Genomic DNA, 13,257 nt, shown 5'->3' on the forward strand with positions numbered 1-13,257 from the left:
ACTCCGCTCTTTCCATTTTGGCCGATACCTCCCATATTCGGGGCATGGCCAAACTTCCTGACAAAAAGACGCCGCCGCCGGCGCGTGACGATCGTGCTTCGCCGCCCAAGCGGCGCAGCCCGTTGACCGATTTCCTCGATGCGTCGGAGCCATTGCACAAGGGCGGCTTTGCCGAGGCGCCGCAGACCGAATTCTCAGGCACGCCGCTGACCGGCTCGATCGCCGATTGGGCCGAGCAGATCGAGCAGGAAGCCGAAAAGGAAGGGCGCCAAGTCTCCCCCCTCGAGGGGGAGATGTCGCCGAAGGCGACAGAGGGGGTCGGCAAAGGAGGCGCTCAACATGAGGGCACGTCGAGCCCGGCCGCACCGACCCCACCCGGCGGGTCCGCCGCCACCCTCCCCTCAAGGGGACGGGAAGTCGCCAAGGCGAAAAAGATCCCTGAACGCTCCTCTTCCCCTGGCCGCACGGCGCGCGGCACCTCCATGGGCGGCGCGGCTTCGGCGCGGGAGCGAACCGCGGCCGGCCTCAATCCGGTTGCCGGCCTCGATGTTTCGCTGGAGGAAGCCGAGACCATGGCCTCCGGCGGCGTCACCGCCACCGTGGCGGCGCTGTCGGCGCTGATCGAGTCCGGCAACCCGCTGCACAAGGACGGCGTGCTGTGGACGCCGCATCGCCCAGCCCGGCCCGAAAAATCCGAAGGCGGCATTGCCATCAAGATGGTGTCGGATTTCGAGCCGGCCGGCGACCAGCCGACGGCGATCAAGGACCTTGTCGAGGGCGTCAACGACAACGACCGCACCCAGGTGCTGCTCGGCGTCACCGGCTCGGGAAAAACCTTTACCATGGCCAAGGTGATCGAGGAGACGCAGCGCCCTGCCTTGATCCTCGCCCCCAACAAGACGCTGGCCGCGCAGCTTTATTCCGAGTTCAAGAAATTCTTCCCGGAGAATGCCGTCGAGTATTTCGTCTCCTATTACGACTACTACCAGCCGGAAGCCTATGTGCCCCGGACGGATACCTTCATCGAAAAGGAATCCTCGATCAACGAACAGATCGATCGCATGCGCCATTCGGCGACGCGCTCGCTGCTGGAGCGCGACGACGTCATCATCGTCGCCTCGGTGTCCTGCATCTACGGTATCGGCTCGGTCGAGACCTACACGGCGATGACCTTCCAGATGCAGATCGGCGACCGGCTCGACCAGCGCGCGCTGCTCGCCGATCTCGTCGCCCAGCAATACAAGCGGCAGGACATCAACTTTGTCCGCGGCTCGTTCCGCGTGCGCGGCGACACGATCGAGATTTTTCCGGCCCACCTTGAGGACCGCGCCTGGCGTATTTCGCTGTTCGGCGACGAGATCGAGGCGATCACCGAATTCGACCCGCTGACCGGCCAGAAGACCGGCGAATTGAAGAGCGTCAAGATCTACGCCAATTCGCACTATGTGACGCCGCGCCCGACCTTGAATCAGGCTATCAAGTCGATCAAGGAAGAGCTCAAGCAGCGGCTGGTCGAACTCGAGCGCGCCGGACGCCTGCTCGAGGCGCAGCGGCTGGAGCAGCGCAGCCGCTTCGACCTCGAGATGCTGGAAGCCACCGGCTCCTGCGCCGGCATCGAGAACTATTCGCGCTATCTCACCGGCCGCCAGCCGGGCGATCCGCCACCGACCCTGTTTGAGTACATCCCCGACAATGCGCTGGTCTTCATCGACGAAAGCCACGTCACCATCCCGCAGATCGGCGGCATGTATCGCGGCGACTTTCGCCGCAAGGCGACGCTGGCCGAGTACGGTTTCCGTCTGCCGTCCTGCATGGACAACCGGCCGTTGCGTTTCGAGGAATGGGACGCGATGCGCCCGCTTTCGGTCGCGGTTTCGGCGACGCCCGGCGCCTGGGAGATGGAGCAGTCCGGCGGCGTCTTTGCCGAGCAGGTCATCCGCCCGACCGGCCTGATCGATCCGCCGGTCGAGGTGCGCCCGGCCAAGACCCAGGTCGACGACGTCGTCGGCGAAATCCGCGAAACGACAAAAGCCGGCTACCGCACGCTGGTCACCGTGCTGACCAAGCGCATGGCCGAGGACCTGACCGAATATCTGCACGAGCAGGGCATTCGCGTCCGCTACATGCACTCCGACATCGACACGCTGGAGCGCATCGAGATCCTGCGCGATCTGCGCCTCGGCGCCTTCGACGTGCTGGTCGGCATCAACCTTTTGCGCGAAGGCCTCGACATTCCCGAATGCGGCTTCGTCGCCATCCTCGATGCCGACAAGGAGGGTTTTTTGCGCTCCGAAACCTCGCTGATCCAGACCATCGGCCGCGCCGCCCGAAACGTCGACGGCAAGGTCATCCTCTACGCCGACCAGATCACCGGCTCGATGGAGCGGGCGATGGCCGAGACCAACCGCCGCCGCGAAAAGCAGATGGAGTGGAACGCGGCCAACGGCATCACCCCGGAATCGGTCAAGTCGCGCATCTCCGACATCCTGGACTCGGTCTACGAGAAGGACCACGTCCGCGCCGACATCTCGCAGTTCACCGACAGCGCCGGCGCGATGATGGGCAACAATCTGAAAGCCCATCTCGACGCGATGGACAAGCAGATGCGCGACGCAGCCGCCAATCTCGATTTCGAGAAGGCAGCCCGCATCCGCGACGAGATCAAGCGGCTGCGCGAGATGGAACTGTCCATCTCCGACGATCCACTGGCCAAATATGCCGACATGGAAAGCCCGGTTTCGGGCCGCGAAAAGGGCAAGCACAACAAGGGCCGCGCCATCCACCGCACGGTGGATGACGACGGCAAGGGGCTGTTCCGCAAGCCCGCGCTCGACGAGATGGGCGCCGACGGGGCCGTGCCGGTCAAGAAGCCGCTATTCGCCAAGCCTTCGCTCGATGCGATGGGTCCGGGCACCGACATGCCGACACCCGCCGGGGCGGTGTCACGCTCGCTGTTCAAGAAACAGTCGGCCGAGGAGGCGCACGGCTCCGATTTCGGCATCCCCGGCGAGCCGACCAAGCCGCTGTTCAAGAAGAACTCGCTCGATGAAATGACGGTGCGACGGACTGAAAAGCCTGTTGAGGGCAAAGTGCCGGCCAAGCCACAGCCGATCTCCCGCCAAACGGGCGCGGAGGAACGCGACGATTCGGCCAAACCAGTTATCCGCCAGCGCGCCGGCATCGGCTCCTACGAAGATCCAGCCGATGCCCGCCGTGAAAAGCGCCGGCCGGGTAAGACGGGCAGGCCGGGACGGTAGCGAACTTCCCTTCTCCCCTTGTGGGAGAAGGTGGCCGAGCGAAGCTCGGTCGGATGAGGGGTGTTCCAGCTTGGCAAAAGCGGTGCTCCGTCCAGCACCCCTCAACCGTCTCGGCGCTGCGCGCCGATCCACCCTCTCCCACAAGGGGAGAAGGGATGCGCCCGCCCTTGCCATCGGCCCCTCCCTTGGTGTAGCCAGTTCTACAACTCGAACGTCTTGAAAGGAGGGCTGCGTGCATATCGACCACCACCGTCAGCGCGGCCCTGCCCCTGCCCTGCGAGCTTGCTTGCAGGGCTGACCAGAGACGGTCCGGGTTCTCCCGCTTCGATTTTCTTGGTCTGCCCTTCGTGGTGCTGCAACGCCGAGCCTGCTGGCCTGCCTGCGCACCGTCGAAGTGCATCGAACCGGAATTCATTCCGGGCAGACCAGAGAAACCAACATGGCCCTGATCAGCCTCAAGTCCCTCGGCGTCACCATGAGTGCGCCGCTCTTCTCCAACCTCGATCTCAGCATCGGCACCGGCGACCGGCTCGGCATCGTCGCCGCCAATGGCCGCGGCAAGTCCACCTTGCTGAAGTGCCTGACCGGCGAGATGGAGCCGACGTCCGGCGATATCACCCGCACGCGCGGCCTGCGCGTCGGCTATGTCGAGCAAGCCATTCCCGCAGCATTGGCCGAGCACGGCTTTCAGCAGGTGGTGGCCGACGCCTTGCCGGCCGAGCAGGCCGAAAGCGAGCAATGGCGCGTCGATGTCGTTCTCGATTCACTCGACGTGCCGCAGCCGATGCGCGAGCGGCCGATGCGGGCCTTGAGCGGCGGCTGGCAAAGACTGGCGCTGATCGCCCGCGTCTGGGTCACCGATCCCGATGTCCTGCTTCTCGACGAGCCGACCAACCATCTCGACCTCGCCAAGATCAGCCAGCTGGAAACCTGGCTGAACGCACTGCCGCGCGAGGTGCCGGTGGTGATCGCCAGCCACGACCGGGCGTTCCTCGACGCGACGACCAACCGGACGCTGTTCCTGCGCCCCGAACAGTCGCCGGTATTCTCGCTGCCCTATTCCAGGGCACGCGATGCGTTGAGCGAAGTCGACGCCTCGACCGAGCGCAAGTTCCAGCGCGACATGAAGGTGGCGCAGCAATTGCGCCGGCAGGCGGCCAAGCTCAACAACATCGGCATCAATTCGGGCAGCGACCTGCTGACGGTCAAGACCAAGCAGCTCAACCAGCGCGCCCAGCGCCTCGAAGAGGTCGCAGCACCGGCGCACCGCGAAAAATCGGCGGGCGCGATAAAGCTCGCCAATCGCGGCACCCATGCCAAGGTGCTGATCACGCTCGACGACGTGGCGGTCGCAACGCCTGACGGCACGCTGCTGTTCAGGACCGGCAAGCGCCACATCTGCCAAGGCGACCGCATCGTGCTGCTCGGCCGCAACGGCGTCGGCAAGTCGCGGCTGATCAGCCTGATCAGAAATGCCGTCGTCGAGCCAGAGACGGCAACACAAGGCGTGAAGGTGACGCCGTCGACCGTGCTCGGCTACAGCGACCAGGCATTGTCGGGCCTCAACGGCGAAGACACGCCGCTGGCGATGCTCTCGCGCAGATTCGATGTCGGCGAGCAGCGCGCCCGCTCGCTGCTCGCGGGTGCGGGCGTCGGCATCGACATGCAGGAGCGCAGGATAGGCGTGCTGTCGGGCGGGCAGAAGGCGCGGCTGATGATGCTGGCGCTTAGGCTCGCCAATCCCAATTTCTACCTGCTCGACGAGCCGACCAACCATCTCGACATCGACGGCCAGGAGGCGCTGGAGGCGGAATTGCTCGCCCATCAGGCGAGCTGCGTGCTGGCATCGCACGACCGCTGCTTCATCAGGGCGATCGGCAACCGTTTCTGGCTGATCGAGAAGCGGCGGCTGGCCGAGATCGACAGCCCGGAAGACTTCTTCCGATCGGTGGCAGAAGCGGGCGGTTGAAGCTTTGCGGCAAAAAAATCCGACGCTCTGTCGGATCATGGCCGCGCGCGACGTCCTTGGGATGCCGACACGGTGATGCCGGCGCCAATCGAGGAGAGAGCATCATGTCCATTCTGTCGTCCGTCGGTCGCATCGCGACCCGTTACTCGGCGGCTCGCGCCCGTTACCGCAGCGAGCGCGCCCTGCTTTCATTGCCGATCGAACTGCGCAAGGACATCGGCTGGCCGGAGATCGTCGTCGACGCGCAAAACAGCCGTCGGATTGCAATCTCCCTGTCCGAGGCAAGATGATAAGAGACCAACCGGCCGCAGCGGCGCCGTCATCAGCCTTGCGCGTCGCCCAGGGTCACTCCAACCGCCGGCGGCCCGGCGCATCTGGTTCCGGCATTAAAGAAATGCATCTGACGTGTAGGATCGCCGCCGCTTCATTCGTCCTGTGGTCCGCAAGGTCAAACCAAACGCAGAGAGGAGCAAAAAGATGAACGACCAGCCCCAAACCCAGCCTAAAGCGAAAGTCCTCGGCGGATTGACGCCCTACCTTCAACTGGACGGCGCCTTCAAGGCTTCGGAATTCTATCAGAAGGCGTTCGGCGCCGAGCAGGTGTTCTTCTACCCGCCGGACGAGCAGGGCCGGACGATGCACATCCATCTCCACATCAACGGTTCGACCTTGATGATTTCCGACTTCTATCCCGAGCACGGAATGGCCCCGGTGAAGCCGCAGGGCTTCACCATGCAGCTGCATCTCGGCAGCGACGACATCGACGCCTGGTGGCAGCGCGCCATCGATGCCGGTTGCAAGGTCGGCACGCCGCTGCAGGTGATGTTCTGGGGCGATCGCTGGGGTCAGTTGACTGATCCCTTCGGCGTGGAGTGGGCGATGAACGCGCCAGTAAAGGCGGCGTAGCGCCACCGTTTCTTCCTTCTCCCCTTGTGGGAGAAGGAAAATCCAACAAGGAGAACCCACAATGTCCTATGTTGATGGTTTCGTTCTCGCCGTACCCAAGGCGAATCTCGATGCCTACAAGAAAATGGCGCAGCTGGGCGGCACCGTCTGGATGGAGCATGGCGCGCTCGCCTATGTCGAGTGCATTGGCGACGACGTGCCCTATGGCGAAATGACCTCGTTCCCGCGCGCCGTGCAGGCCAAGGACGACGAGATCGTCGTCTTCTCGTGGGTCGTCTATGAATCGCGGCAGAGCCGCGATGCGGTGATGGCCAAGGTCATGGCCGATGAGCGGCTGAAGTCCGACTGGTCGGCGATGCCGTTCGACGGCAAGCGCATGATCTTCGGCGGCTTTCAGCCCTTCATTGAGTTGTAGGCCCGCATTACGCCAGCCGGTCGAGCAGCGGCTTGAGCCGGTCGCCATAGCGCTTCCACAGATCGACCGAGCCCTGGTACATCGGCTGGCGCACCTGCGCCGCCGACGCCGTGCGGACCGGCCGATCGGTCTCGTGGAACGACAGCACTGCATCGTCCCATGGCAGGCCGAGATAGGCGATCAGCGCCCGCGTCTGCCCTTCCTGGTCGGCGACGAAATCCTCGTAGCGCACATCATGCACGACATCAGGCAGAACGGTGCGCCAATGCGCCATGATGTCGGTGTAGAGATTGTGGAAATCGGCAAGCTCGCCGAGGTCGTAGCCGTAGCGGTGGCTGTCGCCGCGGAAATGCACCTTGTAGATCGACAGGCAGGTCGCCGCCGCGTCGCGGGCGCAATGGATGATCTTGGCCTTGGGCAGCATCAGATGAATGAAGCCGACCAAAAGGAAATTGCCGGGCATCTTGTCGGTGACATGCCGGAAACCCGGATAGCGGGCGTGCAGCAGGTCCAGATAGGCCTGGCCTGCCTCGGCAAAGGCTTTGTCGGGCAGGTCAGCGATCCCGCTGGGGAAACCGCCCTTCATACCAGGCGGAAACTGTTTTCCCACCGCCGTCTTCAATATGCCGAGCTCGCCCGCGCCATAGACCTGCGGATGGCTGGCGATGATCTGCTCGACCAGCGTGGTGCCGGAGCGCGGCATGCCGACGACGAAGATCGGCGTGTCGTCGGCAATCCCGCTCGGTCTGTGCTTGTCGAAGAAGGCCTTGTCGAACACCGCCTTCATCGTTTCGAATTCGGCGCGTGTCTTGCCCGCATCATAGTCGATGCCCATGCGGCGGATGGCATTGCCTTCGGCGAAATAATCGAAGGCACGGCCATAATCCTTCAGATCGTCATTGGCCTTGCCGAGGCCGAACGAAAGCTGCATGCGCGCCAGGCTGCCTTCCGGCGCCTTGGCGTGCTGCGCCTCCATCCCGGCAAGCTCGGCGTCGCGCTCCTGCTGCCGCTTGACCTGGGTGAGCATCAGCCAGGCCCTGGCCATGCCGGGATCGACCACCAGCGCCTGCCGGAAATGCTCCGCTGCCTCTGCGAGGCTGCCGTTCTCCATCAGCCCGACGCCCAGACCGTGCAGCAGGTCGGCGTCCTTCGGCCGAATTGCCAATGCTTCGCGGAAGACGGCGAGCGCCTCGTCGAGCCGCCCAGCCTCCTGCAGCGTTTCGGCAAGCCCGATGCGGGCGCGGACATGGAACGGGTTGCGGCCGATGGTGCCGCGATAGATCTCCTCCGCGCCCTCGAACTGGCCGAGTTGCTTCAGCGAGGAGCCGAGATTGTCGCGCGCCGCGAGTTGCTCCGGCCGGATTGCCACCGCGCCACGGAAGAAATCGACGGCTGCACCGACACGGCCGAGGTCGCGCATCACCGTGCCGAGATTGTTGAGGAAATCTGGATTCTTGGGTTGCAGGCGCACCGACTGTTCGAGGAGACCAAGTCCTTCGGCGCTGCGCCCGGTCTGGTGCAGCAGCAAACCGAGGAAATGTGCTGCCGCCGCATGATTGGCCTTTTGCGCCAGCACCTGCCGGTAGAGCATCTCGGCTTCCTGCCGGCGCCCCGCCTGATGCAATTGCAGTGCCTGCTGCACGCGCTGGTCAAGCCCAAGAGGGGGCTGTCCGCCTGAGCCGAATTTGCCGCCCGCGCCTGCCGGTCTTCTCGGATCTCTGTTGATGGGAAACCTGCCGTGTTTTGTCCGCCTGCCGCGATCTAGGCCATCGGCGCGGCAGGTTCAAGGGTTCGCAGGCCAGCTTACCGGAAATCCTGGGTTCATGGGCCGGCCATGTCAGATCAGGCGGTTGGTCTCCGCAACCTGTCTGGCCCGCCGCAGCGTGCCGTCGGTGTCGGCAATCCTGCGCCTCGCTGCCTCATCACTTCTTATCGTCAGTCGCGCCGACATGACTTTTGTGGGCTTGATGATCGGCTTGATTGTTACGGTCGAGCCATCAGGCGTTTTCACGGAAACCATGGATTTTCCTTTCAGATATAAATAAAAATCTATGCCAGGATGAAGTTTTCCGGCACAATCTCAAACAATTCTTGTGAAGAGTCCGGATCGTATCATCATTTTACAAATAGCCCTAGAAAAGTAATTTTACGCCAAGATCGGCTCCAGGCGGGAATCTTCTTGAATAAACCGCAATTTTGGATTAATGAATTGAGATCGTTTTTTGGGCCAAGCTTGGCATCTCGCGGCGTCAGAAGTTCTCGACCCGCCAAACTCATTCCAGATCGCCGATACCCAAATTGCCGAACAGGGACCCACGATCTTAGGTCCCGGTGCCGCGAAGCGGGCACCACCCTATCGGATCCAAGACGACACTTCGAGGCACGAGAATGTCTGGCCGAACTACCCATTCCATCGCGCATTTCGAGGCACCCTTCATGATTGGCGGCCTGGAAGGACAATTGCCGGCCGGCGACTACGACATCGACCACGATGAGGAGCTTGTCGATGGCATCTCGTGGCTTGCCTGGCGCCGTGTCGCCACTTTCATCCACCTGCCGGCAAGTACGGTGAAAAGCCAGACCAGCCAATTGGTCGCCATCGATTTCGCCGAACTCGAAACCGCGCTGAGGCGCGACCAGGAGAATGCCGCATGATCCGCTTCCAGCAGAACGCGCGCCCGCGCACCGACACGCCTGCGCATCTTTTCGCGATCGGCCAGACCGTTCGCATGAAGAGCCGCACCGGCCTTGTTCAGAAGACCGCCGAGCTGTTCCAGATCAAAAGCAGGCTGCCGGTCAAGGACGGCTCGCCGCAATACCGCATCCGCAGCAACGAGGAGACCCATGAGCGGGTCACCACGGAAGACAATCTCGAAGTGGCCGACGATCCAAACGGCTAGCCGCCCATCAACCGTCGCCACCATGTTCATCAATCACGAGGGACCAGGAAATGGCCAAGGGTCAACAGCGCAGCAACCGCGAGACACGCAAGCCCAAGAAGGACAAGACGGCAGCAAAGCCGGCCTCGCCCTTCGGCTCGGCTGTCAAGCAGGCGGAAGCCGGTTTGAAACCGAAGTCCAAGGGCTAGCGGCGGACGGATGAGCAGCCCTGCATTCATCCAGCCATCGCGGGCCGGATTATAGATCATGTAATTTCGAAGCCCTATAAGGTCCGCTGGAACCGGGCCCGATCACAGTTGGCTGCCTGGCGGGCCGCGCGCGAAATCGTCGCTCGCAGCCGAATGCAGGGAGGCGCACATGGACAGGTCGCGCATCATCGTGACTGCGGTGGTGCTGGCCCTGCTCGGTGCGATAGTGCCCATCGCGGCGATGTTCCACTTTTCATGGGTCCTGGCGGTTCAAGAAGAACACGAGCGGCTGGAGCTGTTCGCCAACCGCGCGATCGCCAGGGCCAGCATATCCCTCATGGATGCAGCCGGCGCGTTGCGGGAGATCGACCGGTTCACCGGCGACCGCTGTTCGGTGGACCACATTGCCCGCATGCGGCGGCTCACCATCAACACGCGCTCGATCGAAGAATGGGCTATTTCGAAAACGGCCTGCTCAAATGCACATCCTGGGGACCGACCGAGGGACGCGTTACGCAAGCCGCACCGGATTTCACCGCTGCAGACGGCGTTGCCGTCACTGCCCGGATACGGCCCCTGGCCAAACTGGACCATCCGCTGATGGCCCTGCAGTACAAGCGCCATAATGTCCTTATCGACCCCCTGCGCTTTGTCGACATCGTCGTCGATCCCGACGTTCAGCTTGCCCTGGCGACAAACACGGGCGTCCTGCTCAGCGCGCTGAACGGGCCTGATCCTGCCCGCATCGGCAAGATCATCGCCGACCCTGGCAAAGGCCTGGATGACGGTCATCTGTTTGCCGCGGTGCGCGGGACGGACTGGATCGCCGTCGCCACCGAACCGGAAAGCCAGATTGTCGACAGCGTGCGCAGGCGGCAATTGCTGTTGCTTCCCCTCGGCGCTTTCATCGCCGCTTTCATCATCGGCATGGTTGTCTGGCTGTCACGACGGCGGCTGTCGCCGCTTGGAGAATTGCAGATTGCCGTGCGCAAGCACGAGTTTATCGTCCACTATCAGCCGATCGTCGCGCTCAGGACAGGCAATTGCGTGGGTGCCGAAGCGCTGGTGCGCTGGAGACGACCCGACGGCACGCTGGTCCGGCCCGATCTTTTCGTCCCGCTGGCCGAAGAGAGCGGCCTGATCGCGGCAATCACCGACCAGATCATCGCCCTTGTTGTTTTGGACCTGAAAAAACTTCTTGTCGCCAATCGTTCGCTCCACATCGCGATCAATCTCAGCCCGGCCGACGTCAGAACGGCAAGGGTCCTTCCGGTCATCGAAAAGGCCCTGCAGCACACCGGAATTCAGCCTCGGCAGATCTGGCTGGAGGCGACGGAGCGCGGTTTCGTCGACGTCGATTCAGCGCGTTCGACCGTCATTCGCGCCCGCGAGCTTGGCCATGCGGTCGCAATCGACGACTTCGGCACAGGTTATTCGAGCCTGTCCCATCTCGAGGGCCTGCCGCTCGATGCGCTGAAGATCGATAAGTCGTTCATCGACACGATCGCTACGGATTCCGCCACCAGTTCCGTCACGCCGCATATCATCGACATGGCCAAGACGCTGAAGCTGAAGATCATTGCCGAGGGCGTGGAGACGCAGGCACAGGTCGACTACCTGATGGAACGCGACGTCGACTATGGTCAGGGTTGGTTGTTTGCCAAACCTATGCCCGCGGCCGAGTTCATCGCCTATTGCCGCAAGGCCAGGCCGCCGACGTAGAAACAAGAGCCGCCAGCTGCCCTCGCGCGGCTGCGCCCAGTTGATGGATGAGCCTCCCCGCCCGGAGACGGGGAGGAAACCAGCCTCTCAGCAGGGACCGTCGTCGACGATGCGATAGTCGGCGGCGCGAGCCTCGCAGGCGTTGGGGAAGGTGCGCAACGCGCTGCCGCGGCGGGCGCAGACCGGGCGGTATTCGCGCGTGCAGAATGTCTGCTCTCCATCACCGCCACCGTCGCGGCACTGGCCGTCGCTGATGATGCGATATCCGGCCCGCTCGGCAAGGCAGGCATTGGCGAAGGTCTGGCGGTCGCCACCGCGCCGCGCGCAGACCGGATCATATTGTCTGGTGCAATATTGCGGCTCGGGCCGAGGCGGGCGGTAGCCCGGTCCGTCCTCCTCCACCACCACCGCGGTACAGGCTGCAAGAACTGCCGACAGCAACAGGATGGCAAAACCCTGTCGCGAGAAGATTGCCGCAGGAAATTTCATCACCAGACCTCCCTCTAGCCCCCGCTCGAATGCATGTCACCCAAAAGCATGCCCACGGGGCTCTGACCCGAGGGTGCGAAGCGGTTTGGGACAACGGCATGCGCAAAAGATGCAAAATGCGCCTACACGCCAAGCCGATCCTCGCCATTCCACCCGCCGAATTCAACCCCTGTTTGCAGGCTCCCAGCAGGCTGGACCATGCGTGGCCGGGCTATGGCCGATGACCACCGGGCGAGCACCCCGCTTTGTCGATGCCATGTGTGCGAAGGCGCCCATGAGCGGCCGTTGGCGCTACCTTGCAACCATCGCGTTTCCGTGCGATAAATTTTGTGTTCGGGCATTTGCGACCCGGAGAGCGGAACGTTTTGGACGACCTTTCCCCGATACTGTGAATCTCTGACGGCCCCGTTTTTCGGCGGGGGTTCTAACCATGCGCCAATGCATGACTGCCGAAGCAACCACCGGGACTTGCCCACGGCGTCAGGCGGCGGGCAAACCACAAAGACTGACACGGGTGAAGGAGTTTCCCCAATGGCCCAGACCGGCACCGTTAAATTCTTCAACGCTACCAAAGGCTTCGGCTTTATCACGCCAGACGACGGCGCCAAGGACGTGTTCGTCCACATCTCGGCGATCGAGGCTTCGGGCCTGCGCACGCTCGTCGATGGCCAGAAGGTCACGTTCGATGTCGAGCCCGACCGCATGGGCAAGGGGCCGAAGGCGGTCAATCTCCGCGCGGACTGAACCGTCGGCGCGCATGTCCGCCCGGACGTGCCCTAGGGGACGTGCGAAGCCGGAGGTGCCAGGAATGAGCCCGAGGCCGCTCCAAAGGCCTTGAACCGGCTTTCAGCGCCGGACCCGAGTTTCGAAGGCGCGGCGGTTTCGTCGCGCCTTTTTTAGTGGCAGGGCGGCAAGCCACTGCTCGCAAAACTTTCTCTTGCCGATGGCGCTAAAATAAACGACAAATTTCTACTCGGGCATTTGCCGGCCCGAAACTGGACTTGATGGGATCAAAGGAGCTTCCCATGCCGCAGACCGGCACCGTCAAATTCTTCAATCATGCCAAAGGCTTCGGCTTCATCACGCCGGATGATGGCGCGAAGGATGTCTTCGTCCATATTTCGGCCGTGCAGGCGTCGGGTCTTCCCGGTCTTGAGGATGGGCAGAAGGTGACATTCGACACCGAGCCGGACAAGCGCGGCAAGGGTCCGAAAGCCGTCAACCTGTCGATCGGCTGAGCCGAGCTCGAGACAGCGTCGGGCGGTCCGCTGGCGCAGCTCCGCTCCTTGTCGAGCGTACAATATTTGTGCCTTGCGCCATGCCTGATCGATAAATCGACTGGTCCCAGCCCGCCAATTTCGTTCAGCCCCCGTTCAGCCACGGTCGCCTATTAATCTTCGGTAAAGCCGGA

The 13,257-nt window shown here is 63.0% G+C and carries 13 protein-coding genes and 1 pseudogene; 11 read left to right on the forward strand and 3 right to left on the reverse strand.

Annotated elements, in window-relative coordinates; translation table 11 throughout:
* The first annotated feature begins 44 nt into the window (after nucleotides 1-44).
* The 5 genes from uvrB to AC0L28_RS03005 all read left to right on the forward strand — a co-directional run bounded on the left by uvrB (nucleotide 45) and on the right by AC0L28_RS03005 (nucleotide 6,547).
* Nucleotides 45-3,257 carry an excinuclease ABC subunit UvrB gene (gene uvrB, locus AC0L28_RS02985; RefSeq protein ID WP_473475480.1) on the forward strand — a complete coding sequence of 1,071 codons (3,213 nt, stop codon included), beginning with the start codon at nucleotides 45-47 and terminating at the stop codon, nucleotides 3,255-3,257.
* A gap of 439 nt (nucleotides 3,258-3,696) precedes the next feature.
* On the forward strand, nucleotides 3,697-5,226 hold the full coding sequence (locus tag AC0L28_RS02990; RefSeq protein WP_128169623.1) for an ABC-F family ATP-binding cassette domain-containing protein: 1,530 nt from the start codon (nucleotides 3,697-3,699) through the stop codon (nucleotides 5,224-5,226).
* A 104-nt stretch (nucleotides 5,227-5,330) separates the two neighbouring features.
* Nucleotides 5,331-5,516 (forward strand): hypothetical protein, encoded by a 186-nt coding sequence (locus AC0L28_RS02995; protein WP_023799860.1) that lies wholly within the window; start codon nucleotides 5,331-5,333, stop codon nucleotides 5,514-5,516.
* A 187-nt stretch (nucleotides 5,517-5,703) separates the two neighbouring features.
* On the forward strand, nucleotides 5,704-6,132 hold the full coding sequence (locus AC0L28_RS03000; RefSeq protein ID WP_091598521.1) for a VOC family protein: 429 nt from the start codon (nucleotides 5,704-5,706) through the stop codon (nucleotides 6,130-6,132).
* A gap of 61 nt (nucleotides 6,133-6,193) precedes the next feature.
* Complete coding sequence (locus AC0L28_RS03005) at nucleotides 6,194-6,547, forward strand: DUF1428 domain-containing protein (protein ID WP_023799862.1); 354 nt, start codon at nucleotides 6,194-6,196, stop codon at nucleotides 6,545-6,547.
* Nucleotides 6,548-6,554: 7 nt separating this feature from the next.
* Here the strand turns inward: AC0L28_RS03005 and AC0L28_RS03010 are convergent, their stop codons facing one another.
* Nucleotides 6,555-8,189, reverse strand: a complete 1,635-nt coding sequence (locus tag AC0L28_RS03010) for a tetratricopeptide repeat-containing sulfotransferase family protein (protein WP_473475482.1) — start codon at nucleotides 8,187-8,189, stop codon at nucleotides 6,555-6,557.
* Nucleotides 8,190-8,384: 195 nt separating this feature from the next.
* A complete protein-coding gene (locus tag AC0L28_RS03015; RefSeq protein WP_027151072.1) occupies nucleotides 8,385-8,567 on the reverse strand; it encodes a hypothetical protein in 183 nt (60 codons plus the stop codon).
* A gap of 368 nt (nucleotides 8,568-8,935) precedes the next feature.
* Here AC0L28_RS03015 and AC0L28_RS03020 point away from each other — a divergent pair, with 368 nt between their 5' ends.
* The 4 genes and pseudogenes from AC0L28_RS03020 (at nucleotide 8,936) to AC0L28_RS03035 (ending at nucleotide 11,357) form a co-directional block, all read left to right on the forward strand.
* Nucleotides 8,936-9,202, forward strand: a complete 267-nt coding sequence (locus AC0L28_RS03020) for a hypothetical protein (RefSeq protein WP_473475484.1) — start codon at nucleotides 8,936-8,938, stop codon at nucleotides 9,200-9,202.
* On the forward strand, nucleotides 9,199-9,447 hold the full coding sequence (locus tag AC0L28_RS03025; protein WP_128169625.1) for a hypothetical protein: 249 nt from the start codon (nucleotides 9,199-9,201) through the stop codon (nucleotides 9,445-9,447). The genes AC0L28_RS03020 and AC0L28_RS03025 overlap by 4 nt, the downstream gene beginning before the upstream one ends.
* Before the next feature lie 50 nt (nucleotides 9,448-9,497).
* Nucleotides 9,498-9,635, forward strand: coding sequence for a hypothetical protein (locus AC0L28_RS03030; protein ID WP_023799867.1), 138 nt, complete (start codon nucleotides 9,498-9,500; stop codon nucleotides 9,633-9,635).
* A 169-nt stretch (nucleotides 9,636-9,804) separates the two neighbouring features.
* Nucleotides 9,805-11,357, forward strand: a pseudogene (locus AC0L28_RS03035) (EAL domain-containing protein).
* A gap of 87 nt (nucleotides 11,358-11,444) precedes the next feature.
* Here the strand turns inward: AC0L28_RS03035 and AC0L28_RS03040 are convergent.
* Nucleotides 11,445-11,846 carry a Kazal-type serine protease inhibitor family protein gene (locus AC0L28_RS03040; protein WP_128177013.1) on the reverse strand — a complete coding sequence of 134 codons (402 nt, stop codon included), beginning with the start codon at nucleotides 11,844-11,846 and terminating at the stop codon, nucleotides 11,445-11,447.
* A gap of 531 nt (nucleotides 11,847-12,377) precedes the next feature.
* Between AC0L28_RS03040 and AC0L28_RS03045 the strand changes: the two genes are divergently transcribed.
* Both AC0L28_RS03045 and AC0L28_RS03050 read left to right on the forward strand, forming a co-directional pair.
* On the forward strand, nucleotides 12,378-12,590 hold the full coding sequence (locus AC0L28_RS03045) for a cold-shock protein (protein WP_023799871.1): 213 nt from the start codon (nucleotides 12,378-12,380) through the stop codon (nucleotides 12,588-12,590).
* A gap of 281 nt (nucleotides 12,591-12,871) precedes the next feature.
* The gene (locus AC0L28_RS03050; RefSeq protein WP_006202521.1) at nucleotides 12,872-13,084 is read left to right on the forward strand and encodes a cold-shock protein; all 213 of its coding nucleotides are present in this window, start codon (nucleotides 12,872-12,874) and stop codon (nucleotides 13,082-13,084) included.
* Nucleotides 13,085-13,257 lie beyond the last annotated feature (173 nt).

The sequence above is a fragment of the Mesorhizobium sp. WSM4847 genome, from assembly GCF_055811335.1.